At 41.9% G+C, this 24,432-nt stretch carries 21 protein-coding genes; 15 read left to right on the top strand and 6 right to left on the bottom strand.

Features of this window, described 5'->3' with window-relative positions; genetic code table 11:
- Nucleotides 1-119: 119 nt before the first annotated feature.
- A complete protein-coding gene (locus CDC33_RS22680) occupies nucleotides 120-3,662 on the bottom strand; it encodes a WD40 domain-containing protein (protein ID WP_109010823.1) in 3,543 nt (1,180 codons plus the stop codon).
- Between the two features lie 1,752 nt (nucleotides 3,663-5,414).
- Between CDC33_RS22680 and CDC33_RS22670 the strand changes: the two genes are divergently transcribed.
- The 5 genes from CDC33_RS22670 (at nucleotide 5,415) to CDC33_RS22645 (ending at nucleotide 12,410) form a co-directional block, all read left to right on the top strand.
- Nucleotides 5,415-5,915 carry a sterol desaturase family protein gene (locus CDC33_RS22670; RefSeq protein ID WP_109010821.1) on the top strand — a complete coding sequence of 167 codons (501 nt, stop codon included), beginning with the start codon at nucleotides 5,415-5,417 and terminating at the stop codon, nucleotides 5,913-5,915.
- Nucleotides 5,916-6,313: 398 nt separating this feature from the next.
- Nucleotides 6,314-6,607 carry a hypothetical protein gene (locus tag CDC33_RS22660; protein ID WP_146195848.1) on the top strand — a complete coding sequence of 98 codons (294 nt, stop codon included), beginning with the start codon at nucleotides 6,314-6,316 and terminating at the stop codon, nucleotides 6,605-6,607.
- On the top strand, nucleotides 6,594-8,561 hold the full coding sequence (locus tag CDC33_RS22655; RefSeq protein WP_109010818.1) for a GAF domain-containing sensor histidine kinase: 1,968 nt from the start codon (nucleotides 6,594-6,596) through the stop codon (nucleotides 8,559-8,561). The genes CDC33_RS22660 and CDC33_RS22655 overlap by 14 nt, the downstream gene beginning before the upstream one ends.
- A 26-nt stretch (nucleotides 8,562-8,587) precedes the next feature.
- On the top strand, nucleotides 8,588-11,959 hold the full coding sequence (locus tag CDC33_RS22650; RefSeq protein ID WP_109010817.1) for a PAS domain S-box protein: 3,372 nt from the start codon (nucleotides 8,588-8,590) through the stop codon (nucleotides 11,957-11,959).
- Nucleotides 11,960-12,032: 73 nt separating this feature from the next.
- On the top strand, nucleotides 12,033-12,410 hold the full coding sequence (locus CDC33_RS22645) for a response regulator transcription factor (RefSeq protein ID WP_109010816.1): 378 nt from the start codon (nucleotides 12,033-12,035) through the stop codon (nucleotides 12,408-12,410).
- A 208-nt stretch (nucleotides 12,411-12,618) separates the two neighbouring features.
- Here the strand turns inward: CDC33_RS22645 and CDC33_RS22635 are convergent, their stop codons facing one another.
- On the bottom strand, nucleotides 12,619-13,224 hold the full coding sequence (locus CDC33_RS22635) for a flavin reductase family protein (RefSeq protein WP_109010814.1): 606 nt from the start codon (nucleotides 13,222-13,224) through the stop codon (nucleotides 12,619-12,621).
- Nucleotides 13,225-13,736: 512 nt separating this feature from the next.
- Here CDC33_RS22635 and CDC33_RS22630 point away from each other — a divergent pair.
- From CDC33_RS22630 to CDC33_RS22605, 5 genes are all read left to right on the top strand, one after another.
- Nucleotides 13,737-14,831: a phosphotransacetylase family protein gene (locus tag CDC33_RS22630; RefSeq protein ID WP_109010813.1), complete on the top strand. Its 1,095-nt coding sequence runs from the start codon at nucleotides 13,737-13,739 to the stop codon at nucleotides 14,829-14,831.
- A gap of 111 nt (nucleotides 14,832-14,942) precedes the next feature.
- Nucleotides 14,943-15,035, top strand: coding sequence for a hypothetical protein (locus tag CDC33_RS41715; RefSeq protein WP_369694339.1), 93 nt, complete (start codon nucleotides 14,943-14,945; stop codon nucleotides 15,033-15,035).
- A gap of 84 nt (nucleotides 15,036-15,119) precedes the next feature.
- The gene (locus CDC33_RS22615; RefSeq protein ID WP_041565591.1) at nucleotides 15,120-15,623 is read left to right on the top strand and encodes a hypothetical protein; all 504 of its coding nucleotides are present in this window, start codon (nucleotides 15,120-15,122) and stop codon (nucleotides 15,621-15,623) included.
- 87 nt (nucleotides 15,624-15,710) lie between these two features.
- A complete protein-coding gene (locus tag CDC33_RS22610) occupies nucleotides 15,711-16,109 on the top strand; it encodes an MAPEG family protein (RefSeq protein ID WP_109010812.1) in 399 nt (132 codons plus the stop codon).
- A gap of 120 nt (nucleotides 16,110-16,229) precedes the next feature.
- Nucleotides 16,230-16,721 carry a YajQ family cyclic di-GMP-binding protein gene (locus tag CDC33_RS22605; protein WP_012411046.1) on the top strand — a complete coding sequence of 164 codons (492 nt, stop codon included), beginning with the start codon at nucleotides 16,230-16,232 and terminating at the stop codon, nucleotides 16,719-16,721.
- 49 nt (nucleotides 16,722-16,770) lie between these two features.
- Here the strand turns inward: CDC33_RS22605 and CDC33_RS22600 are convergent, their stop codons facing one another.
- Entirely contained in the window at nucleotides 16,771-17,328 is a 558-nt protein-coding gene (locus CDC33_RS22600; protein ID WP_109010811.1) for a glutathione S-transferase family protein, read from the bottom strand.
- A 6-nt stretch (nucleotides 17,329-17,334) separates the two neighbouring features.
- Nucleotides 17,335-17,799, bottom strand: coding sequence for a hypothetical protein (locus CDC33_RS22595; RefSeq protein ID WP_109010810.1), 465 nt, complete (start codon nucleotides 17,797-17,799; stop codon nucleotides 17,335-17,337).
- 424 nt (nucleotides 17,800-18,223) lie between these two features.
- On the opposite strand from CDC33_RS22595, the gene CDC33_RS22590 reads away from it, so the two are divergent.
- Entirely contained in the window at nucleotides 18,224-18,943 is a 720-nt protein-coding gene (locus CDC33_RS22590) for a tetratricopeptide repeat protein (RefSeq protein ID WP_109010809.1), read from the top strand.
- 226 nt (nucleotides 18,944-19,169) lie between these two features.
- Here CDC33_RS22590 and CDC33_RS22585 read toward each other — a convergent pair whose 3' ends face one another.
- Nucleotides 19,170-19,580, bottom strand: coding sequence for a slr1601 family putative cell division protein (locus CDC33_RS22585; protein ID WP_109010808.1), 411 nt, complete (start codon nucleotides 19,578-19,580; stop codon nucleotides 19,170-19,172).
- A 247-nt stretch (nucleotides 19,581-19,827) separates the two neighbouring features.
- Nucleotides 19,828-19,917, bottom strand: a complete 90-nt coding sequence (psaM, locus tag CDC33_RS22580) for a photosystem I reaction center subunit XII (protein ID WP_040630342.1) — start codon at nucleotides 19,915-19,917, stop codon at nucleotides 19,828-19,830.
- A 199-nt stretch (nucleotides 19,918-20,116) separates the two neighbouring features.
- Here psaM and CDC33_RS22575 point away from each other — a divergent pair, with 199 nt between their 5' ends.
- The 4 genes from CDC33_RS22575 (at nucleotide 20,117) to CDC33_RS22560 (ending at nucleotide 24,428) form a co-directional block, all read left to right on the top strand.
- A complete protein-coding gene (locus CDC33_RS22575; RefSeq protein ID WP_109010807.1) occupies nucleotides 20,117-21,385 on the top strand; it encodes an FGGY-family carbohydrate kinase in 1,269 nt (422 codons plus the stop codon).
- A 531-nt stretch (nucleotides 21,386-21,916) separates the two neighbouring features.
- Complete coding sequence (locus CDC33_RS22570; protein ID WP_109007710.1) at nucleotides 21,917-22,528, top strand: IS607 family transposase; 612 nt, start codon at nucleotides 21,917-21,919, stop codon at nucleotides 22,526-22,528.
- Nucleotides 22,529-22,569: 41 nt separating this feature from the next.
- Nucleotides 22,570-23,748 carry an RNA-guided endonuclease InsQ/TnpB family protein gene (locus CDC33_RS22565; RefSeq protein WP_181373844.1) on the top strand — a complete coding sequence of 393 codons (1,179 nt, stop codon included), beginning with the start codon at nucleotides 22,570-22,572 and terminating at the stop codon, nucleotides 23,746-23,748.
- Between the two features lie 257 nt (nucleotides 23,749-24,005).
- Nucleotides 24,006-24,428: a hypothetical protein gene (locus CDC33_RS22560; RefSeq protein WP_109010806.1), complete on the top strand. Its 423-nt coding sequence runs from the start codon at nucleotides 24,006-24,008 to the stop codon at nucleotides 24,426-24,428.
- Nucleotides 24,429-24,432: the final 4 nt, after the last annotated feature.

Here is a 24,432-nt window from a genome sequence, read left to right as displayed (position 1 = left end):
GCATTCATTCGTGTTGGCGGAGCCTCTACAAGAGTTGCGGTAGCGAGTCTGATGCTCTTACGTCGCTAACACAACGCTTACGAGCGCCCTGATTCTGACTTCTGAATTCTTTTCTTCAATTAATACTCAACTGCTCCTAAAGCTTTTAAAGTATCCTTCTGAGACTCAGTTAACCCAGTTATACTAGTGATATTCATTTCCTCATAAGGGCTTTTGCTTTTCAAAGTTTTCAAGCATTCACCTGTTTCTACATACCAAATCTTAATTGTCTCATCTTCACTGCAACTGACCACAGTTTGGCCATCTGGACTAAAGCACACTGACCAAACCCACCTAGTATGTCCTGATAAAGTTCTTAAGCAGCTACCTGTGTCAACATCCCAAAGCTTCACTGTTTGGTCGCCACTACCACTTGCTAGTATGCGACCATCCAAACTGAAAGCAACTGAATATACAGTATTTGTATGCCCTCGTAAAGTTCTGAGACACTTACCAGTGCTGACATCCCAGAGTTTTATCGTTTGGTCACCACTGCCACTAGCTATGGTGCAAGCATCCGTATTGAAGCTGACTGAATATATCCAATCAGCATGACCCTGTAGAGTCTGAAGGCATCTGCCAATGCGAACATCCCAAAGTTTCACTGTTCGGTCATGACTACCACTAGCTAATGTATGACTGTCAGAACTGAAGGTGACTGACCATGTTCTACCATTATGTTCTCGTAAGGTATTAAGGCATTGACCAGTGCTGATATCCCATACTCTTATTGTTTGGTCATCGCTACCACTGGCAAGAAAATGGTTGTCGGCACTAAAAGTAACTGATGTAACTCGATTAGTATGTCCTCTCAAGATTTTAAGACATTTACCAGTACTCAGATCCCATAACCTTACGCTTCGGTCTTCACTGCCACTAGCAAGTAAGTGAGAATCAGGACTAAACACAACTGATGTGACTCTCCTAGCATGTCCTCGCAAGATTTTGAGACAACTCCCAGTAATAGCATCCCACAATGTCACTGTTTGGTCATTACTGCCACTGGCAAGGATGTTATCGTTTGAACTGATAGCAACTGACCATATCCCATTATTATAAGTCTGGAAAGTCTTAATGCATTGACCAGTGTTGATATCCCATAACTTTACTGTTTGGTCATCACTGCAACTAGCACAAACATTTTGATTTATACATATTGCTAAAGACCATACCCTACTTCTATGTCCTTGTAGAGTTTTAAGGCATTCACCAGTAGCGAAATCCCATACCTTAACTGTTTGGTCATCACCGCAACTAACAAGAGCATTACCATCTACACTAAAGGTAACTGAATGTACTAAGTCAGTATGCCCCTGCAAAGTTTTAAAACATTGAGCAGTACTGGTGTCCCAAAGTTTCACTGTTTGGTCATGGCTCCCACTAGCTAGTGTATTACCGTCAGGGCTGAAAGTGACTGAGTATACTCGCTGAGTATGACCCTCTAAGGTGTGAATACATGAACTGCTGTTAATATCCCACAGCCTTACTGTATAGTCATCATTTCCACTTGCCAAGATGTAATTTTTTGGACTGAAGGCAACAGACCATACACTACAACCAACTTCTTGTAAAGTTTTTAGACACTTGCCTGTAGTGGTATTCCATAGCTTCACTGTTTGGTCATCACTGCCACTAGCAATAACCTGACTGTCGGGACTAAAAGTGACTGAACGAACTCCACCACTATGACCCTCTAAAGTTTTGATACACTGACCATTATTGGTATCCCACAGCTTTATTGTTTGGTCATTGCTGCCACTAGCAAGAACCTGACCGTCGGGACTAAAGGAGACTGACCAAACCCAACCACCATGACCATTACAACTCAGAAGTTGCTGACTATTTGCAACTTCGTACAAGCGAATTTCTCCATTGGTATCACCAGTAGCTAAAAGTTTACCATTAGGGCTGAAAGCTACTGAAAAAATACCACCAAAAGTTTCAACAAAAACGCACTTAGCTAGATGGGCGTGAGCAAAATTTGCATTGTATAACTTAACGTTTTGCAGGTCGGCTTGCCAAATAGTTAGATAAGAAAAATCATAACCGCTAAGATCAATTTCTAAATGACAAAGCAGGTTAAAGACATTTCCTGCCGTATAACTTTGTTCTAGAGGGGATATATCTCGTAGGGTTGCTAAAATTTGAGCTAAGTGATTTTCTAGGTTTTTTTTACTTCTAAAGACAGTAAGCAACCCATTTATAACTGGTTTGATGATGAGGCGAATTTGAGTATCCCTAACATATTCTTTTGCTGTCGCTTTTATCAAAGCTTTGCTCGTGAATACATCAATATTCTGAGTGATAATCTCCTCACATACGAGTTCTATCAAGCTACTAGTCACGTACTCCATGACCACAGGCTGGAGAGTAAAAAGCGATCCAGTTTTTTCAATGAGCGTAGGCGTAGCTTTCTCGATTAGCGATCGCCTTCCTAAAGATTCTACAGCTTCTAGTAATTTCGCTTGTGGTACTGGTGATATCATATCATCTCGCAGTTCTGAGAGTGTAATCGACTCACGATTAATCGCTAGCCAGTACATGATATCTTTTTCTAAATCTGACAAGCGTTCAAATTGCTGCTCTAAAATATCACGAATGTCGCCAAAAACAGATGTGTCTTGTTGCAAAAATCCAGTAACATTACCATCAAAAACATCTTGAATGGTCGTGGCAACTATCTTCAAGGCTAATGGATTGCCTGCATAGCGTTCAATCATTACTTTCCATTCATCCTCGGCCGCCGATAGTCCCTTGAGCTTTAAGATTTCTTGCCCTTCTGCCACCTTTAAGCCACTCAATGGTAATGAGCGAACAGCTAATGCTTGTCCTTCTAGGAATGCCACTTCTCTGGGTTTTTCCCGACTAGTCAGCACTAAGCAGCTTTGGTGAGTTGCTTCTCCCACGCGTCTTAAAAGCTCACTATATTCCTCATATCCTTCTCGATAAAGTCCGGCGCGGCTACCACTGCGGAGAATTGACTCTGCATTATCAAGTATTATCAAACAACGATGATTTTGTAAATAATAGAGTAGTCGTGATACTCTCTCGCTAAAGCTTTCTGGTAAGTTTGCTTCCGTTTCCTGCTCGTCAGATAAAAATTGGATTAAGTTACCTAGAATAATTTTAGCAGGTGGTGCTTCTCGTAGCGATCGCCAGATTACATACTCAAAGTTTTCCTGAATCTGTTGAGCAAATTTTACAGACAGGGTTGTTTTACCAATGCCTCCTATCCCTAATAATGCAACTAATTGACACTGTTCATTAAGAATCCATTGCTCTAGGGTATTAAGTTCTTCTGTACGTCCATAAAAAACTGAGTTAAAGATAGCTTCTCCCCAATCTAGACGAGTATTTGAGCTTGAATAGTCGCCTTTATCTATTTTTAACTTAAAAGCTGAAAAAAGCCTCTCAATAGTCTGTTTATCAACTCCTCCTTCCCGATTCAATACTTTCGAGATGGTAGCGGAATATAACCCCGATCGCGCACTCATTTCTTCAAGAGTATACCTGTTTCCAAAATTTTCTCTTGCTTCTGATTGATGCTTTGCTTCCTTAATTTTTTGTAACCCCTTGTTAGTAAGTGCAACGCCACGCTTGCGTCTCCAATTGTGTAAAGTCATGTATTAACTCACTGTTGATGTAATTACCTTTGATTAAAAGGAATTATCTACTAGGTTGCTATAGATATGAGGTAATAGCTATAACAAACTAATAATGTTATGTTGCAGAGAATTTAAAACAGGTATATTACCAAAATATTCACTGATGAAAGCCACTTTTGGCAATCCACTCGTCTCAGTAATTCAACACCGCTTGCTCAACAGACAATCTGGCTTGTAGGACATTGCTGACATCATCTCTTCAGCCGAAAGCTTCTTGGACTTGGGTAATGGCAGATTCATTCCGTGTGCTGTTAGTTATTTAATACCTTAATTCTTCAGTAATAGACTTGCGATGCAAAGCTTAAGTTCAATCTAAAAATCCTGATTTTCACTGGTAAAGATATTTCGGAATTGGCAAGCTTGATAAATAAAGTTTGTATATATCTAGCCTATCAATCAATGAATAAAACTGCTGCACTTAAATTTTCCCGTTTCGCAACCTCCAGTAAAAAAAGGGCGCTTAAGCGAATTACCTTAAACTTGACATCAGATGAAGCCCAGAACCTTGAAAAGTATTGTGAACATACAGGCAGACCAGCAATAGATGTAATTCGGGAACTTATTCAAGCATTGTCTTGACCTGACTTTTCATGCCAAATCTGAAAAGCCCCGATTAGACTGGCGTTGCATAAATGCGGGATGAATAGGCGGTTGAAAGGATTGAAAACTCGTTCCAAATTGAGCGAAATCACCCCATGCTCATCAGTGAGAGGTTAAGATAATTTTACTTTTGTCAATTAGAAATTATGCTGAAAATTTAGGATAAACACAGGTATGAAGTTAACTTTTGTACTGAACTTATGCGGCAAGAATGAATGATATGTATCAAGATTAAGCGTAGGCGTAGCCCGCCGTAGGCATCGCCTGCTCAAAAATTGTGTTTCCGACCCCGATTTCAACACTATTTTAAGTAAAGAGTGCTTATTGACAAATGCTATTCGAGCTTAACCTCTCACGAATGATAAATTATTTTCTGACGAAAGTTACGACAGAATAAGGATACTTGCTGTAGGAGGGGAGGTAAGTCCAAAACTAGGGCAGAAAGTTTAAGTTTAGGCACTCCCCCATAGCCCACTACAGATCGAAAAGCCTAATTTCTTATTCCCTACTCCCTACTCCCTGCCCACGTAGATAATTTCAAAAATCAAGTACGATTCTTATATTATGGCATCTAGTTAATTCTAGATGCTCCAGATTTTGTCGCTTCTTAATTTAATTATCAAGTAGCTTTCCTCCCCTTGATAACCCAGGCTACCTTAGCAGAATGCTTATTTATATTGTTCTAATTAAATTTTTAATTAAAACTTAATTGCAATCAGCTTAGTATTAATAATACTGAAGAACGCCTTAACCTAAATTTGTACTAATTTTAACTTAACCTTTGCTTACGCTCTATGTCTTAGTAAGAAGATTATGTAGTAACTATGGTAAAATACAGTATTTCTATCGTGATTTGGATGTATTACTACCATTAATCCAGAGTTAAAAGCCAAATTGGAGGTTCTTACAAGTTTCTGTTTACTGCATTAAGGATTGTAGATTCATGAAACTGCAAACCCAATTACATATACTCTGAGTCAAATTAACTAGAGTGTAGACCCATGAAATGCATAGATGATGCAAGCATCATAGAAAATCAGGTGTCTACGTCTACAGCATAAAATTTGCATATTTTCTGTGGAGTTTTCTTAACTTACTTGAGGAGTACAAATGCTTGAGGCTATCGCTGTTGCTTGGTTATTACTGTTTTTTGGCGATTTTTTATCTACATTCTTGTACCACGTACCCGAGCACGTTTTTGGTAGCCTACATTTAAAAACGCACCACTCCTGGAAGAAGGACTTTCGCCACTACGCTATTTTGACTTTTAATCCCCAAGTTCTTTTAGATGGTATCTTAGGAGCTTTGCCTTATGTACTTATAGCAGTAGTCTTGTGGTCTTTCTCTCCCATCGGCGTTATCTCTGGATTACTGCTTGGTCAGTTTCATGTATGGTGGAGACACATAAGTGTACTAGGTTGGCAAACTTCAAAGCCTGTCAATATTTTATGCCAAATTCTATTTATTACTACTCCTGAAAGACACTGGTTGCACCATCACAAAACTAATTTGGGTTTCGGTGATATTTTCACGTTCTTTGAACAACCTGCACAAATGTGGTTACGCTGGCTTCGGCTACTCAGACTTCGTTTTCGCTACTCTCGGATCTAACTGAAGCTTGCGCTTACCTAAATACTTTTTAAAATTAGCAAAAAAGGCTGCGTTAGCGAAGCTTACCGAAGGTATCGCAGCCTTTTTTTGTAGACTAGTTATTTTTTGCCAGACAGAAGATTATTCCAGCCTCAGAAAAGCTGATTCCCAATTTACAAGTAGTCGCAACAAGGGATACCAATTGACCATAGCTTTTAATCTATGCCTTTATAGAATTGTGAAAGCTTTATTTATAGTTTTTTTACAACTGATCAAAAATTAAGCGATTTACGTAGACGGAAGGACGCCTCTGTTACGGCATTTAAATATATTTCTTAATGCTCAACTTTGTTGTTATATCGCCCATTTTTTTGGGAAAACTAGTCTTAATTAGTAAATTATTATATCCCTAGATTTTTATGACAATTTCTCTCTTTTTCGGAGATGCTGGGGGTAGCTTCCTTATCCGAAGGGGTATGGATAGCTACGGTGAAGTGAGCAGGGGGCAGGAGGCAGAAGGCAGAGGGTTGCAATACAGTTTAGGCTACTTTTCTATAGGAGAGGCCGCACGATCGCAACTGGTAAAAACTAAGAACATGCCTGTGTGTGGAAACTTAGCCCCAGAGGTAGCAGATAAAATTAATAACCTGGTTGGCTTGAAGGTAGCCAATTTACAACTTGCTACTTATGAGGTGTTTCATGTCCGCAGTTAACCTCAGAAAGATGCTCAACAAAAAAGAGTTGCCATCTCTACTTCATAACTTAATTTACCAATTTAACATTGCGATTGATATTGAACTAGTAGACGGCACAAAACTGATTAGCATTGGGGAGCAAACTGCAAAAAACCGATATCCAATCGAGGTGTCAGGAGAAATTATCGGTTGGGTTGTTGGGGGAGAACAGGCAACTTTACTTGCGACTTTGCTCTCCTTTTTGGCAAAGCAGGAAGCTGAGAAGAAAGTACTCGCCAAAGAATTGTTAGAGCGATACCAGGAAATTGATTTGTTTGACGATATCTCGACTCAACTGACAACAAGTTTAGATACGCGACAAATTGCCCAACTCGTGCTTCAGGAATTGAGACAATTAATTGAATCATCTGCGGGGATGATTCTGCTTTTGAGTCCAGATGCGACTGAGTTTGAAATTATTGCCGAATTTGGAATGTTTTTTGACCACAGTCAGCCGGAACCGGGTAAGGGAATTATTGGCGACATTGTGCAATCCAACCGCGCAGAACTGGTCAATGATGTGCAAGCCGATCCTCGGTTAGAGGGGCAAAAAAACGTTAGTGCAATGATTTGTGTACCGTTACGAGCCAAGGAGCGGGTACTGGGAGCGATCGCCATTGGAAGCTCCAAAACTGACTCATACATGGCTGAACACCTGAAACTTGTGAGTATTTTTGCTTCTCAAACAGCGATCGCTATTGACAAAGCTGTGCTTTACGAGCAAAGCACTCAAGCAGCCCTCCAGGCAAAAGCCCAAACACAGAAGCTTCAGCAAGCTCTCCATGAGTTGCAATTGGCCCAAACTCAGTTAATCCAAAGCGAAAAAATGTCCAGTCTTGGACAACTCATTGCCGGAGTTGCCCACGAAATCAACAACCCGGTTAACTTTATTTGCGGCAATTTAAAGTATGTTGCCCAATACGCCCAAGATTTGTTGTACCTGTTGGAAAAGTATCAAAAGTTCCTACCTGTTGCTCCTCCAGAACTGGAATCAGAGTTAGACAACATAGACCTAGAATTTATCATGCAGGATCTCCCCAAACTGTTAGATTCGATGAAACTGGGCACAAGTCGCATTGTAGAAATTGTCCAATCTCTGAAAAATTTCTCCCGTCATGACGAAGCCGACATGAAAGCCGTGAACATCCACGATGGCATTGATGGAACCTTAATGATTCTTCATCATCGCCTGAAAGCAGATGTTCGTCGTCCGGCAATTGAAATCGTTAAAGACTATGCAAAACTTCCTCTAATTGAATGCTACCCCGGACAGTTGAATCAGGTATTTATGAACATCCTGGCAAATGCCATTGATGCTTTAGAAGAAGATATGGAAAATTCCGGATTCAAGAGTAGCCCCCAATCTCCAACCCCCAATCCCCAAATCACTATTCGTACCAAACTCCTTGACCAACAGTGGGTTGTGATTCGTATCGCTGACAACGGGCCAGGCATGAAGGAGGAGGTAATTCGCCGCATTTACGATCCTTTCTTCACCACGAAAGATATTGGTAAGGGAACCGGGTTAGGTATGGCAATCAGCTACCAAATTGTTGTAGACAAACATAGGGGAATGCTCAAATGTCGCTCTCAACCGGGTGAAGGAACAGAATTCTGGATTCAGATTCCGTTAAATTCTGCATTGGTGGATGCTACTGAAGAACAGAATAGCGCCTCTGTCTCGCCAACTTACACAACAGAATTATCCCATACTCCTAATACCGATGGCTTCATTCCATCAACAACTCCAATGCTCAAACCAACGGATTTATTGATTCGCCATACTCAATTGATCCAGCGCCTCTCACAGCACAATCCAAATGTGGAAGGTGCATCACCCGATCAAATTTACCAGATGTTCCAACGCCACCCAATTTCATTAAGGCTTTACGCCACTTTGTTGTCTTGGTTCTGTTGTTCTAACCCTACTTAAATAGGCTATTAAAAGAAACCTCAACCATGTTTAACCAACTTGATGAATACAATAGTCAGCTATTTGAACTATGTCCTGTTGGACTAGTACTATGCCGAACAGATGGGACACTCATTAATATCAACCCTGCCTATGCTGCCATTTTGGGGCGCACTGTTCCAGAAACCCTAAATCTCAACTATTGGCAAATTACTCCGGAAAACTATGCGATCGCCGACCAAGCTACGCTAGAGAACCTAGAACAAACTGGTCGTTACGGCCCCTATGAGAAGGAGTTAATCCACAAAGACGGGCATCTGGTTCCAGTTAGGATCTCCGGACTGATGATTGAGAAAAATGGGGAGCAACTGATCTGGTCTAGTGTGGAGGACATCAGCGACCTTCGACGCATTCAGCAGGAACGCCAACATACTGAACTAATCCTGAAACAGAGTGAAGCCCGATACCGCTCTCTAGTAACTGCTAATACACAAATTGTCTGGGTAAGCACACCACAAGGAATTTGCTTTGAACTGGCAAGCTGGATAGCCTATACAGGTCAAAGTCTAGCTGAAGCCGCAAATGGGGGCTGGATTGATGCCGTTCATCCCGACGATCGCGCCTACACCGGAGAAGTCTGGAGTGCTGCCGTGGCAAACCTGAGTATGTATCAAATTGAATACCGAATTCGTGGTAAGGATGGCAACTATCGTTACTTTTGGGTCTGGGGTGCGCCCGTTATAGAAGAAGATGGCAGCGTCCGGGAGTGGATTGGCACCTGCACGGATATTCACGAGCGCAAGCTGGCAGAAGCCGAAAATCAGCGTCTTAAAGAACGATATCGCTCGTTAGTAACCGCGACTTCGCAGATCGTCTGGGGAGCTACCCCAGAAGGACTGGGAATAAGCAGTGAAATGCTCACTTGGATGGACTATACGGGGCAGAGCGAAACTGAAGTTGAGGGTTGGGGCTGGATCGATCCAATTCACCCCGATGACCGTGCCAGCTCCATAGAAGTTTGGAATGCTGCTGTGGCAAACCGAGGTATCTACCAAACTGAATATCGGCTGCGTGGCAAAGATGGCACATACCGCTACTTCTCTGTCTGTGGTGCCCCCGTCTTGGAAGAAGACGGCAGTATTCGGGAATGGATTGGTACCTGTACTGATATTCACGATCGCAAACAGGCAGAAGCTGAAAATCAACGTTTATTCGATATGTTGAATCATTCCAGCGATGCCATCATCGTCCGCGACATGAGCGACAAAATTTTTCACTGGAATCAGGGTGCTGAAAGGCTTTACGGTTGGACGCGTGAGGAAGTTAAAGACCAATACATTCACGCATTTCTAAAATCAACTTTTCCAAAACCTTTAGAAGAAATTTTATCAGAGTTTCTACGGGAGGGCACATGGGAAGGAGAACTGGAACACATCACGCGCGATGGCAGACCGATCACCGTTCAGAGTCGCTGGACTTTGCAACGAGATTTATCCGGTCAACCCTGCGCCATGCTAGAAATCAATACCGATATTACTGCTCGCAAACAAGCAGAAATTGCTCTGCGGCAGCTAAATCAAGAACTGGAAGCCAGAGTTGTCGAGCGGACGGCTGCCCTGCAAAATACCTTAGCAGAAGCGCAGGGATTAAATGCCATTTTGGATAACTTAGCAGATGGTTTGTTAGTGGCAGACACCGCAGGACAAATCACCCACTTCAACCCTGCTTTTTTAGCCATGCATGGATTAACAGCTGCCGCCCTCAACGGCCACTACCGAGAATTGCCGATATCTGGTTTAGCAGACCTAATTGCACGAACTCAGTCCCATCCCAAAGAGGTGTTCTCTGCCGAAGTTGCACTGACCAAAGAACGCATTGGCCAGGCAGTAGCAACCGCCATTTTCAAAAAGACGACAGATTCAGAACCCGATGCCTGCTTTGGTTCGGCGCTGCTAATTCGGGATGTGACGGCAGAAAAAGAAATTGACCAGATGAAAACCGACTTCATCTCAACAGTTTCTCATGAGCTGCGGACGCCACTGACTTCTGTCCTCGGTTTTGCGTCCATCATTCAAGAAAAGTTGCAAACCGATGTATTCCCAATGATTTCTACCGAAGACCGCAAGCTTCAAAAAACAATTAAGCGGGTGGCTGACAATCTCAACATTATTGTATCGGAAGCAGAACGGCTGACATCTTTGATTAACGATGTCTTGGACATCGCCAAGATGGAAGCAGGTAAGGTGGAATGGCAGATGCAGCCCCTCGATCCCAGCGAATTACTCGATTGGGCAACTAATTCTACCGCCGGGTTATTTGAAACCAATGGTTTGCAATTGGTCAGCGAGATTGAACCTGGACTACCTCAGATAGTAGGCGATCGCAATCGTTTGCTGCAAGTTTTAATTAACCTAATTTCCAATGCCGTTAAGTTTACCGAATCTGGTTGTGTTACCTGTCGCGTCAAACAAGGAAACGACGGCGTTTGCATCAGCGTCATCGACACAGGCATTGGGATTGCACCTGAAGACCAGCCGAAAGTATTCGAGAAATTCCGCCAAGTTGGCGACACCCTCACCGACAAACCCAAAGGCACAGGGTTAGGACTGCCTATCTGTAAACAAATCGTCGATCATCACGGCGGTAGAATCTGGGTTGAAAGTGAACCAGGTAAAGGCAGCGTATTCTCATTTATCATTCCTACCTACACCAGCGATCAAAAAACCACTGCTAATCTGAATTTGGATACGCTAGTTAAACAACTTAAAGAACACGTTATCACCACCAACCCTGTGCGGAACCAAAACCGTAAAACCATTTTGGTTGTAGATGATGACGCTAACATTCGAGAACTATTGCGTCAACAATTGGAAAACGAAGGCTACAATGTTCGGGAAGGAAAGGACGGCATGGACGCAATTCATCAAATCAAAATAGCTCGTCCCGATTTGATTCTTTTAGACGTGATGATGCCCCAAATTAATGGCTTCGATGTGGCAGCCGTCCTCAAAAACGATCCTCAGACCGCAGACATTCCAATCATTATTCTGTCGATTATTGAAAACAAAGAACGAGGCTACCATATTGGTATTGATCGCTATCTCACTAAGCCCATTGATACAGAAAAACTCCTCAACGAAATTGGCTCGCTGCTTTACCAAGGTACTTCTAGTAAAAAGGTATTGGTTGTAGATAAAAATGCATCAGCCTTAAAAACCCTATCAGATGTACTGCAAACTCAAGGATACAGCGTGATTGAAGCTTCCGATCCGCAAGAATGCATTTATAAAGCTCTGTCAGCCAAACCTGACATGATCATCATTGATTCTATCTTCTCTCAAGAAGCCGATTTGGTGAAAACCCTACGGTTTGAGAAGGAGTTAGAAAATGTATTTTTTATTATGCTGTCTGAACAGTAATTGCTATAACTGGGGATTGCTCAAAAATTAGTTTAGCCCAATCCCCAATTCCCAATCCCCATTCCCTAATCTTATGACCCAGAAAATTCTAATTGTTGACGATGAACCTAATATCTTGATTTTGATGGAGCAAGCCCTAGAAGCATTAGAAGACGAGGGTGTTGAACTTCTAACTGCTCGAAATGGAGAAGAAGCTCTCGAAACTATTAAAACTGAAAAACCAAACCTGGTTTTTCTCGATGTGATGATGCCTAAAATGAATGGTCTGCAAGTCTGTCATATTGTTAAACACGAACTACAATTAACTGATATTTACATCGTGATATTGACAGCAAAGGGACAGGAATTTGATAAACAAAAAGGAATAGAGGTTGGTGCAGATTTATATTTAACTAAACCATTTCGCCCCAAAGAAGTGCTTGAAAAATCAATGCAGGTGTTGGGCTTTTGAGGAAAATTATGAATGCTTTTCACCTGCTTTCGCTTCTAGTGTGTCGGAGGCGATCGCATCTGATTCACTCACGTCGAACTCACGTGAGATTAACACCAGTCAAATCGCTATCGCTCAAATTAGCCCCACTAAAATCTCTCTCCCCAGTAGGATGCCTTTCCAGCAATTTTTCAATATCTATAACTTAGCTTTTGCATTAACTTATACTTCAAGTGGGGCGAGTAATTTCATACAAATCCTGGGTGCGGGTATACCAGTTACCCGACAGGCGACCGATCGCGTGCAATTTTGCGACATCAATAGTGTTTTGGGGTGTCAGTAAATCGTCCCGAATATGCCACAGCACCGCCTCCGCAATAATTAATCCCGATTGGCTACCTTCATTCCCTACGTAAACTACTTGCTTCAGCACACACTCAATATTAATCGGTGATTCAGCAACTCGTGGCGGACGCACCCGCTTTGAGGGAACAGGAGTTAATCCTGCTACTTGAAATTCGTCTACATTTGGTGGAAAGTCACCACTAGTGGTGTTCATCTGTTCCCCCAATTCTTCAACAACGATGTTGACCACCAGTTCACCCGACTGCTCTACATTCAACAAAGTATCTTTTTTAACACCACGTTTTAGACCTGTGGAGATGGCTAGAGTCGGTGGGTTAGCTGTCACACCCATAAAAAAACTGAAAGGTGCAACATTGAGCGTACCATCGCTAGCGATCGTTGACACCCAAGCGATCGGTCGAGGAACCACTGAACCTACAAGTAATTGATAGGTATTCCGTGGGTCGTTCTGGGAGGGATCGATAATCATTGAGGTTTTCCTCACTAAACACTACAGTTTTTCAAAACCGATCTTGCCGAAGAGAAGCTTTTTACCTGAGTTATGGGTAATTTTCGTTACTGCAACTTACTTTTTTTAGCTATATGTGAGATGTTCATACTCAGTTAGAATACTACGGTTTATTGGCTAGATTGCCGTAAAAAAAGAATTGGGGAAATCATCTACTGCGATCGCAACTATTTTAGTTGACCCAGATTCAGGATTATAGGACAACGGGAGAGGGAGACAAGGTGCAATACCGTTGGGTTAAGGAATTTCTTGGTTAAGGCAGACAATTAGGGGAAAGAGAAGCTGTTCTTGAGAGAAGAATTACTGAAGAACCCTCTTTCCTCAAAAGCCTCTTCTGCCTCCCCTGTTTGTTTAATCAGAAGGTAATTCTGGGAAAGCTTAATTTGTGAGAGCGAGAGGCTTTTGCCAGAAGGAACTAGAATTAGGAAACACCTAGCTGGGTTCTTCTGACTTTTGAAATTAGGAGTGCATGTGTGCCAAAATCCCCTAAATATTTGCTGATTGGATCAACCGAGACTTATAGCGGTAAATCTGCAACTGTTCTGGGTTTGTCTCATCAGCTACAGCAAAAAGGACTGGATATTACCTACGGTAAACCGCTTGGTACGTGTTTGAATTCGTCCAGTGGAACCGTGATTGAGGAAGATGTCCAATTCATCGCTCTTAGCCTCAATTTGCCGGAAAACCGTGTTGCACCTACAATGCTGGCTTTGGATGAACTAAATGTGCAAAAACGCTTGCGAGGGGAAGACAAAACCGATTATCAGCAGTCCTTAATACAGCAATATTTACATAAATCTCAAGGAGATTTGGTGTTACTGGAGGGGCCTGGTGATTTGTCCGAAGGCAATTTGTTTGACTTGTCTTTGCTGCAAATTGCTGAAGTATTGGATGCTGGGGTGCTGTTAGTAGCCCGCTATAAATCGTTGCTCTCGGTTGAGTCGCTATTGGCTGCTAAAGGGCGTGTGGGCGATCGCTTGATTGGAGTTGTAATCAATGATATCCCTGTCACCCAACTAGAAGCAGTTGACACTCTTTTGCGCCCATTTTTGGAACAGCAGGGTATTCCTGTGCTAGCAATGCTACCTAACAGCGATTTGCTCCGCAGTGTCAGTGTTGGCGAACTGGTAAAACAGTTAAAGGCTGATGTTCTCTGTCGCAACGATCGCATGGATTTGTTGGTGGAAAGTTTAGCAATTGGAGCGATGAATGTCAACTCTGCTGTGAAATATTTCCGCAAACGTCGGAATATGGCAGTGGTAACAGGAGGCGATCGCGTGGAAATTCAGCAAGCGGCTTTGGAAACTTCTACCCAATGTTTAATTCTCACCGGGCAACTACCACCCCCACCGTTCATTCTCAGTCGCGCTGAAGACCTAGAAATCCCCATTTTGTCTGTTGACTTAGATACCCTGACTACTGTAGAAATTGTTGACCGCACTTTTGGTCAAGTCCGTGTCCACGAGCCGATAAAGGTTCAGTATATTCGCAAGTTGATGTCTGAGCATTTTGACATTGACCGCTTGTTATCCAAATTAGGTTTAACTCCGGCAACGGCATTGTCTTAGATTCATTGCTCAGTTATCAGTTAGAAGGCTGTATTACTGCTAAGGGTATAGCTGGCTCACCGTCACCTCCGAAGGGACGGCGAGCTGTTTCTTTGCGCCCCATAGCTGGATTTGACTCTCCTAAATGGCATTAGTTACGAAACACATTGGCTAGCCTGGTGTAACCAAGTAAGAGAGTTACTGAACCAAACAATTGAAAATTAGTAACAATGTTTAATTCAAGTTTTCCTCGTATCTACACGCTGTTTGGTAGAATATCTGGGTCGTTTAATCTGATTTTCTCCATCTTTGAGCCAATCAACAGACCTTATTAACCTAGATACATTAGCGCAAGAACTAGCGACAATCCAGCAAACGGGTTCTAAAAGAATCGCCTTGCTGGGTTCTCGTCACGTGCCGATTACGCATCAGAATCTTATTGAAATGATGACTTATGCCCTAGTTTTATCGGGTAATCGAATCATTACTTCTGGTGCTACAGGTACAAATTCAGCGGCCATCAAGGGAGCAACCCGGGCTGATGCAAATTTGTTGACGGTGATTCTACCCCAAAGCCTGGAACGCCAGCCTTTGGAATCACGCCAGCAACTAGAACAGGTAATGCATCTAGTCGAAAATCCCAGTAATGATAATCTGTCTCTTGCTGAAGCTAGTTACTTGTGCAACAAGGAGATTGTCTCCCGTTGCCAGCAACTAATCTGCTTTGCGTTTCACGACAGTCGCACCCTGTTACAAACTTGTCAGGATGCAGAAGAACAAAGAAAAGTGGTGACGCTTTTCTACTTTGATTAGTCATTTGTCATTTGTCTTTCGTCATTTGTATTTGACTAATGACTGATGACTGATGACTGATGACTAATAACTAACGACTAATAAGTAATGATAATTTTTTTGTACTCGATCGCTGCTGCTGCCGTTCTAATTTACGTGCCATTTTTGCTAGTAGCTTATGCCCGTGTGCGTATTGGGTATGAAAGTTTTTCTACTCCTCGCGCTCTGTTTGATAAATTGCCACCTTATGCCCAACGAGCTACTTGGGCACATCAGAACACCTTTGAAGCATTTATGGTGTTTGCCGCAGCCGCATTGATGGCTTATGTAACTGGTGTAAATTCTTTTACAGCCCAATTAGCTGCGATCGCCTTTGTGGTAGCCCGTTTGCTATACTCGATTTTTTATATTTTGAATATACCCCTTTTGCGATCGCTCATGTTTGCCATTGGCATCTTTAGCTCTGGCACTCTCTTTTTCTTGAGCATTATCCAAACTAGTAGTTAATTGGGGAGTCGGAAGTAAGGAGTGGGGAGATGAGAGAGCAGGAGAAGAACTTGCAACAAGTCTTTCCCCTTGTCGCCAATTCCCAATCCAAAATCCAAAATCTAAAATCCAAAATGTTTTATGGCTTCTACTTTTTCTTTTGACATTGTGAGCGACTTTGACCGACAAGAGTTGGTTAACGCTGTCGATCAAGTTATCCGAGACATCAAAGGTCGTTACGACCTCAAAGACACTGAAACTACTGTCGAGTTAGTCGAAGAAAGCATCAATGTTAGTACTGACAGCGAGTTTACCTTAGATTCTGTACACACCATTCTGCGGGAAAAAGCCGCCAAGCGTAACCTATCCCAGAAAATCTTTGATTTTGGCAAAGTTGAATCAGCCAGTGGTAATCGCGTGCGTCAAGAAATCAAACTCAAAAAAGGCATTAGTCAGGAAATTGCCAAACAGATTTCCAAATTGATTCGGGACGAATTCAAAAAGGTACAAGCTTCAATTCAAGGGGATGCTGTGCGCGTTTCTGCTAAATCTAAAGATGACTTACAAGTAGTCATGCAGCGTCTAAAACAAGAAGACTATCCAGTTGCTTTGCAATTTACAAATTACCGTTAAAAGATTCGTAATTCGTAGTTAAAAATTCAATTACGAATTACGAATTATTTTAAGTCCGTCCGCCAATACTTCTTTGAAATGCCGGACGATCAGATAATTGCTTCATATAGTTCAAAACTGCTGGATAGGGGCTGAGGTCTAGCTTCAGTATCATGGGAATATAATTCAGAATAGACCCCAGTGCCACATCAGCAACAGTGAATTCATTACCAAGTAAAAAAGGTTGCCTACTGAAAATTTCATTTAACGGAGTCAACAAGCGGGGCATTTCCCGTTCCCGATTCTCCTCTCCAAAAATCCCTGGGCCAAGGGTAGCATTAGCAAACAAAACCCATTGGTAAAATACAGCACGTTCTTGGAGTGAAAGTGGAGTTTTACTGTACTTATCGGCAAGATACAGCAAAATTGCCCCAGATTCCCAAAGTTTAAAATCCCCATCAACAATTGCTGGAACTTTACCAACTGGGTTAATTGCCAAATATTCTGGTTTAAGGTGTTCACCCGCCTGCATATCGAGCTTGACAAATTCGTAGGGAACTTCTAGTTCCTCTAAATACCAGTGAACAATTGACGCTCGACTACGAGCGCCACCATAAAGTTTGAGCATAATTCCTTAAAGAACTTTGTGAGTGTGAGAATGTTGTTTAACGTTGTCTTCTTTGGTGACAACTCTAGCGGCATTTAATACCCGCTTGCGCTCAATGGAATACTTAAATTCGCTGTAGTTTGTACCTAAAGGAATTAAAGATTTTGCAGATTCACGACGCTTGTAGGTACGAGCTGCTGCAAATGCCCGTGGGATAAATTCTTCTCCAAACTGAGCCGACTCTGGGAAGCCATCTGGCAATACTTGTGAATCGCCATCCAGCACAGATCCCAAAGTTGTTGCATGAGCCAGCTTATAGGAGGTAGGAATGCCCTTTAAGAGCGCTTCCAAAGCCGCAGAGGGAATCGGTTCTATAACTTCGATTTGATAAACTTCTCCATCTTCTTTGACAAAGCAGGTTGCCAAGCCGATAACAATGTAATCATCGGTTGCTAAATCAGGGGCATTGGGATAGGAAATTGCGGTTGTCATCGGAAAATTTCTCAAAATTTAAAAATTGGATTTAGGGAATTGGGAATTGGGCATTGGGCATTGGGCATTGGGCATTGGGCATTGGGCATTGGGCATTAATTATTTTTCCCCTGCTTCCTCATTCCTTCTTGAATGAACGGCTTGTTGGCATTCTACCAATTTGTAGCTCTTACTACTTGACTCGCCTTTGAGATTGATATCTGCTATTTCTGGAATTCACTCTAAGGATGAAGTATTCATGATTAGGTTTGAGGATCAATTGTTTATCCAGAGTGTAGATTTCTCTTGTGCGGCTAAGTTAAGTTCTCTCTTGGGTGGCTTTACTGTAACCCTAATTACTTTAAAAATAGACATAGTAGTAAAACCACTAGCAAACGAAAACTAGAATTTTATTCCACAAAGCAGGAATTTAGTAAAGGTAAGTATGAATATTCACTCATTTTTAACTGATGGTGACCAGCACAGTAGCAGATGTAGGTTTGTAACTAATATTACACATATAACCAAATCACAGAGGAAAAATGACAGTGGCGAATCTGTTTTAGGCGATCGCTCCTTACGTTCTTGTGCTTTGAGATCGGCTCAACAAGGAGATTATACTGAGGCGATCGCACTTTTAAGCCAACTAATTTTCCGCCATCCCTACAATGCCATTGATTACAACAACCGGGGGCTGATTTATTTTCAAAGTGGTGAAAGGCAAAAAGCACTTGACGATTATAATACCGCTCTCAAACTTAATCCCTATTTGGCTAGTGCTTATAATAATCGGGCAAATTACTACGCAGCTTGTGGAGAATTAGCAGCAGCACTTACCGATTACGATCAAGCGATTGATTTCAATCCTCGTCATGTCCGGGCGTGGATTAACCGAGGCATTACCTGGCGTGATTTGGGGCAATATGAGGAGGCAATTGAGAATTTTGAGGTAGCACTGCTTTTCGGTCAACTAGAAGGTCATATCTGGGCTGAACGCGGCAGAACTTACCATCTTTGGGGTGACTGGAATTGTGCGATCGCTGATTATCGTCGCGCCCTCACTCAACTGCCCTTTCTCGATAACAGTAAGGATATTACTGGTTATCGCTTACGTTTACAACTCGAAAATTGGCTAAACGAGCTGTTATCTAAATCAGCGTCCTAATTGGTAGATTAATTCTTCTGGGAGATTCAAAATTCAAAATAAATTATTAAACTTTGAATAAGAGCATAGTGACGCTGTATCGCTTATGACTAATAGATGATAGCTACATAGCTATTCAAAAATTAGCTATTAACCATTATTTATTAGCAATAATATAAATTAACACCCGGCTTATACGTAGCCTGAATCACAAGAAACTTAAATAATCCCAAATTCGTTATTTGTCTTAGGGTGATGACTCTGTTTGTTCATCTTCTCGGCGATCTGGATTCATCAACACGACTCGACGCTGATTAGGATCAAATCGGTATCCTTGTTCTTGCATAATACTTTTGGTTTGCTGAGGATCGAAGTTACGGCTAAATTCCACCTGCAAACCGTTGACATGTCCTTCCATCAGCTTGACTTCAGTACTAATTTCGCGCAACTTTTCTTGCTGTGACCAATGATAAGGCAAAAGTTGTGATAAAGCAGATGCTGCAACGGTTGTAATCACAAGATTAACTGCTATTTTGGCTGTGCTTTCCAGAGCCATCACCTGGTAAGAACGTTGGCGAAGATGCCGTTTTGGTCGAGGAATGACCCGGCGTTTTTGTATAGGTTGTAACGGTGGTCTGGAGGGTTGAATCGCGTTCATGATGCTAAAAAATAACCTCGCTGAGTGAAGGGAAGCACTGTAAAAGCTCTCTGGCGCTAATTATTGCTGATTTAGCTGTCATATTACTTCATTTTTTTGAAATAGCTACAAGTGTTGCACCAGTTAAAAAATAACCTGGCTTACGTAAGTGCAAGTCTAGATACTTATGGCTTTACACCATAAATTCTGGAAATTGCACCCCGTACTGCCAGGATTATTAGCTTTTTAACTGTGTCACATCGAAGCCTTATTTGTAAAGTTCTGTGGCTAATCGCCAAGCTAGAACTCCGGGGATCAAGGCCACAACTAGAGCGATGTAGACTTGAGTATCTGAGATGGAAGATATCTGAGCGATGTACAGAGTATCTAAAATAGGCATGGCTGAAAACCTCCTAACCTGAATAGATTTTGATCAGTTCGTTTACTACTTTTCCTTGTTTTGCCAAGATTGGGGAATATCTTGTTACAAGATGCAACAAAAGCAGTTATTAGTCAGTAGTTTTTAATGATTGTTTATTAAAAAAATTCATAAAACTATGGATTTCTATTTGGGTATCGACTTTGGCACCTCTGGTGCACGCGGTATGGTGGTTGACCAGGAAGCTAGCATCCAAGCACAGGTGCGATATCCCTTCCAGGACTCACCAGCCGCCGTTACGCCCAAAATTTGGCAGGAGGCTTTGTTTATGCTGGTGGAACAAATACCCGATCAATTGCGGCGAGAAATTAAAGCGATCGCAATTAATGGTACTTCCTCCACCGTCTTAATGGTCGATAGTGCTGGCAATCCAACAGATGCACCATTACTGTACAACGATGCGCGGGGATCATTAGTGCTAGACCATTTGAGGAGTATAGCACCCCCCAATCATACCGTGTTGAGTGCCACCTCCAGCCTGGCTAAACTTTTGTGGATGAGGCAACAACCCTCTTTTAGTGAAGCTAGATATTTCCTGCATCAAGCAGATTGGCTAGCGTTTCTCCTACATGGACAGTTGGGGATTAGCGATTACCATAATGCTTTAAAGCTGGGTTATGACGTAGAAGAGTTGAGATACCCAGAATGGCTAGAAAGTTTGCAAATACCGATTCAGCTACCCAAAGTTTTACCTCCTGGTACTCCCATTGCCGAATTGCGTCCTGAAATTGCCGATAAATTCGGTTTCCGCCGTGATTGTCTGGTGTGTGCAGGTACAACTGATAGTATTGCGGCTTTTCTCGCCAGTGGGGCAAAATTACCTGGTGAAGCCGTGAGTTCCCTTGGTTCAACGTTAGTACTAAAGTTGTTAAGTCGTACCCGACAAGAAGATGCCAGATATGGGATTTATAGCCATCGGTTGGGTGATTTGTGGCTGACTGGTGGTGCTTCTAATACTGGGGGTGCTGTACTCAAGCAATTTTTCACGAATGCTGAATTAGAAAGTTTTAGCCGGGAGATTGATGCTTCAATTGCCAGCGAGTTAGATTATTATCCGTTATTGAAGGTAGGCGATCGCTTTCCAATTAACGATCCGAATCTACCGCCACGTTTGTCACCACGCCCAGATAACCCAGTGGAATTTTTGCATGGGTTGTTAGAAAGCATTGCCCGCATAGAAGCGCGAGGGTATGAATTATTACAGCAAATGGGAGCAGACAAGTTGAGCCGTGTTTATACTGCTGGCGGTGGTGCGGCGAATGACACTTGGACTGCGATTAGGGCGCGTCTTATGCAGGTTCCTGTAGTCGCGTCAGTGTACACAGAAGCAGCTTACGGAACGGCGCTGTTGGCGATGGGAGGCGGAATTAAGGGTGAACAAGAGTAATTATGTAACAATCTTTTCGTAGGTATTTCGTAAATCAGTATCTATCCCAGTGACAATCTACATATCTCGGCCGATACTGTGATTATTAGATACCGGACTATAGATTCCAGGTTCATGATCTGGGCAGCTATTCGGGGATGGGTGCTTCGCCACAAGCGAATGTCATCTATCCCCTTTATTAATTATTGGTGTGAGTTTTAACTAGCCTAGCGTCGCTAAGGTAACGAGTGTATTTACACTAGGGATATTAAGCTTGTCGTAGTTGTTGGCGATCATGCTGTAGCTCATTTTCAAGATTAGTAAGTTAGGTACAGATACGAGTATCATTAATCTTGATCATTTCAGGACTGCAAGCGCAAATGCAACTTATGCTTGGAAAAACAAAGATAATTCTTTGTAGTTACAATAAGGGAGGTGTAGGTAAAACAACTCTGGCTGTTCATATTACAGGGGTACTTTTAGAGAGGAGTTAAACTAAATAGCAGAAAACTTTGCTAAACTTATCTATATTTAGGTATTTTAGACAAGTTTATGTGGAAGGTTGCAGAGTTTGGCGGATTAATTGGTGTCTCTTCATCGACGTTAAGGCGGTGGGAGACAGAAGGGAAACTAACCCCGGAAAGGACGCTAGGCAATCAAAGAATTTACACAGAATCACACTTAGCACTAGCTCGAAACCTGAAGTCCGGCAAATTTCCAACAAGAATAATTATCTATTGCCGTGTTTCATCACATGGGCAAAAAGATGATCTGCTTAGTCAAGTTGAATCTATGGATGGGTTTTGTGTTGCTAATGGCGTAGTAGTCACTGACAGAATCGAAGAAATAGGCGGTGGACTTAACTTTAAGCGCAAAAAGTTTCTCCAAATTATTCAGTGGGCAATTCAAGGAGAAGTTAAATCGGTCTATGTAGCCCACAAAGATAGGCTATGCCGCTTCGGTTTTGACTTGGTAGAACAAATTATTGTCTGGGGAGGCGGAACTGTTGTAGTAGCTAACAGTGAAGCATTATCGCCCCATGAAGAACTGGTTCAAGATTTGTTGTCAATCGTGCATTGCTTTTCCAGTCGTTTATACGGATTACGCAAATATAAGCAAAAAGTAAAGTTAATTGCTCAAGGTGTCGATCCTTGTTCAAAGTAGGATATACTTATTTAAGTAAATAAGTTTGCAAAAGTTTAGCTATGTTTGCTATCAAGCGAGAATTAAAACTAAATAAGGTTGAAACCTCCTTGATGCGTGGCAATGCTGGCTTTAAGCGGTTTGTTTACAACTATGGATTAGAACTGCTAACTGCATCTTGGAGTTTTGAAGACGTAAAAGCTTCTGACTCCAAACGCATTGATGCTATCAAGAAAGTTCTAACTCAAGTTACAATGCAAAAGCCTGAATATGCGTGGATGAGAGAGTATCCGTCCACAGTGTATCAGTCAGCATTTATTGACTTGAAGGATGCTTTTTCGAAGTGGCGTAAAGGGTTAGGAGATTTCCCAAAGAAGAAGTCCAAGAAAAAAGGTGACTCCTTTAGTGTTTACAAAACTGCTGGCATATATCTCGAAAAAGGTAAACCAGCACTGCCATTTACTAACCGAGTTGTAATAAATGCTGGAAAGATTATAAAGTTACCCGGACTAAAGGAACTTAGATTAAAAGAACGAATTGATTTTATCTGTAGTTCCCAGACATTTACTGTTTCTAGAACCGCAGATAGATGGTTCGTTGCGTTTGTGTTGGATGCCGAGAAGATTCCACCAATAATTCACCCAATTAAAAAGATTGGTGTTGACTTAGGAGTGAAAGTCTTAGCAACTTGTTCTGACGGTACTTTTTACGATATGCCTGTCACTACCAAAAAGGCGAAAATCAAGCTTGGGAAATTGCAGTGGCGAAATCGTAATAAAGTCCTTGGCAATAAGAAGCTGAAAATCAAAGCATCAAATAAAGCGAAACGATATTATGTCCGACTGGCAACACAACACGCTCATGTTGCCAACATTCGGCAAGATGCCACTCAAAAAATGACCACTGACATAAGTCGTAAAGCTGCTGTCATTAGGATCGAGGATCTGAATGTATCAGGCATGATTGCTAACCATAAACTAGCCAGCGCTGTGAGTAATAACTGTTTTTACGAAATTCGTAGACAGTTGACTTACAAGCAACCTTTTTACGCGACTAGGGTTGAGTTGGTTGATAGATGGTATCCGTCCTCGAAGATGTGTTCCAAGTGCCACCACATTCAACCGATGGGACTGAGTGAGCGTGTTTATAGATGTGGTGGATGCGGCAATATTCAAGATCGTGATGAGAACGCCTCAATTAATTTGAGGGATGCACCTTTAAGCAAAGTAGGGTTGGCTTGACCCAAACTTAACGCCTGTGGACAAGAAGTAGCCGACTACCTTGGTTGAAGCAGGAAGAAAACATTAAGTCTATTTAATTAAGGTTAAGTAGGTTTGAGTAAGTTTTTTAAAGCAGAAAGGGACAAATACTTCTGGTAGATTGCGGATGAAATGGTTGACGCACTTGGGGGAAAACAATATATTTGGAAATACCCAGGTTGCGAAGACTCCCTTGAATATTTCAGTTCAATTTTGGAAATTATCTAGGGAAGAAAATTATGACTTTAGAAAATCAAAAAAACCAGGATAGTAATGCTGTTATTGAGAGAGCATTATCGTTAGGTATTCAAAAATCTCATAAAGGCGTGGAAGATGAATTTACTTTAAAGCTGAGTGAATCTCAAGAGAGCAAAATTGAGGAAATTTGTGATTTTCTAGGCTGTTCTTTAGGAAGCTTTCTGAACTTAGCGATCAATTGTGCAATTTCTTCTGCAAAAATTAAGGGAGTAAGTGTCAATGAACTCGAAGGTTATCCAAAAGAGCTTGGAACACTTTCTATTCAAGTAGAACTGACTACCAAAACTAATATCAAACTTCAAGATGCTGGCATGAAAGAAAAAGTTACTGAATGTGCAGTTTTGGGTATAGAAATATTTCACAAATATTTTATATATAACAATATAAAAGATGAAAACGAATAATTAA

It is taken from the genome of Nostoc commune NIES-4072 (assembly GCF_003113895.1).
Taxonomy (GTDB): domain Bacteria; phylum Cyanobacteriota; class Cyanobacteriia; order Cyanobacteriales; family Nostocaceae; genus Nostoc; species Nostoc commune.
Note: the sequence above shows the minus strand (reverse complement) of the source record. Positions and strands in the feature narration are given on the sequence as shown.

Bases quoted from the DNA above. Each gene is read 5' to 3' on its own strand.
- CDC33_RS22680 (WP_109010823.1), bottom strand. From the start codon at position 3,662: ATGACTTTACACAATTGGAGACGCAAGCGTGGCGTTGCACTTACTAAC.
- CDC33_RS22670 (WP_109010821.1), top strand. From the start codon at position 5,415: ATGCTTGAGGCTATCGCTGTTGCTTGGTTATTACTGTTTTTTGGCGAT.
- CDC33_RS22660 (WP_146195848.1), top strand. From the start codon at position 6,314: ATGACAATTTCTCTCTTTTTCGGAGATGCTGGGGGTAGCTTCCTTATC.
- CDC33_RS22655 (WP_109010818.1), top strand. From the start codon at position 6,594: ATGTCCGCAGTTAACCTCAGAAAGATGCTCAACAAAAAAGAGTTGCCA.
- CDC33_RS22650 (WP_109010817.1), top strand. From the start codon at position 8,588: ATGTTTAACCAACTTGATGAATACAATAGTCAGCTATTTGAACTATGT.
- CDC33_RS22645 (WP_109010816.1), top strand. From the start codon at position 12,033: ATGACCCAGAAAATTCTAATTGTTGACGATGAACCTAATATCTTGATT.
- CDC33_RS22635 (WP_109010814.1), bottom strand. From the start codon at position 13,224: ATGATTATCGATCCCTCCCAGAACGACCCACGGAATACCTATCAATTA.
- CDC33_RS22610 (WP_109010812.1), top strand. From the start codon at position 15,711: ATGATAATTTTTTTGTACTCGATCGCTGCTGCTGCCGTTCTAATTTAC.
- CDC33_RS22605 (WP_012411046.1), top strand. From the start codon at position 16,230: ATGGCTTCTACTTTTTCTTTTGACATTGTGAGCGACTTTGACCGACAA.
- CDC33_RS22600 (WP_109010811.1), bottom strand. From the start codon at position 17,328: ATGCTCAAACTTTATGGTGGCGCTCGTAGTCGAGCGTCAATTGTTCAC.
- CDC33_RS22595 (WP_109010810.1), bottom strand. From the start codon at position 17,799: ATGACAACCGCAATTTCCTATCCCAATGCCCCTGATTTAGCAACCGAT.
- CDC33_RS22590 (WP_109010809.1), top strand. From the start codon at position 18,224: ATGAATATTCACTCATTTTTAACTGATGGTGACCAGCACAGTAGCAGA.
- CDC33_RS22585 (WP_109010808.1), bottom strand. From the start codon at position 19,580: ATGAACGCGATTCAACCCTCCAGACCACCGTTACAACCTATACAAAAA.
- CDC33_RS22575 (WP_109010807.1), top strand. From the start codon at position 20,117: ATGGATTTCTATTTGGGTATCGACTTTGGCACCTCTGGTGCACGCGGT.
- CDC33_RS22570 (WP_109007710.1), top strand. From the start codon at position 21,917: ATGTGGAAGGTTGCAGAGTTTGGCGGATTAATTGGTGTCTCTTCATCG.
- CDC33_RS22565 (WP_181373844.1), top strand. From the start codon at position 22,570: ATGTTTGCTATCAAGCGAGAATTAAAACTAAATAAGGTTGAAACCTCC.
- CDC33_RS22560 (WP_109010806.1), top strand. From the start codon at position 24,006: ATGACTTTAGAAAATCAAAAAAACCAGGATAGTAATGCTGTTATTGAG.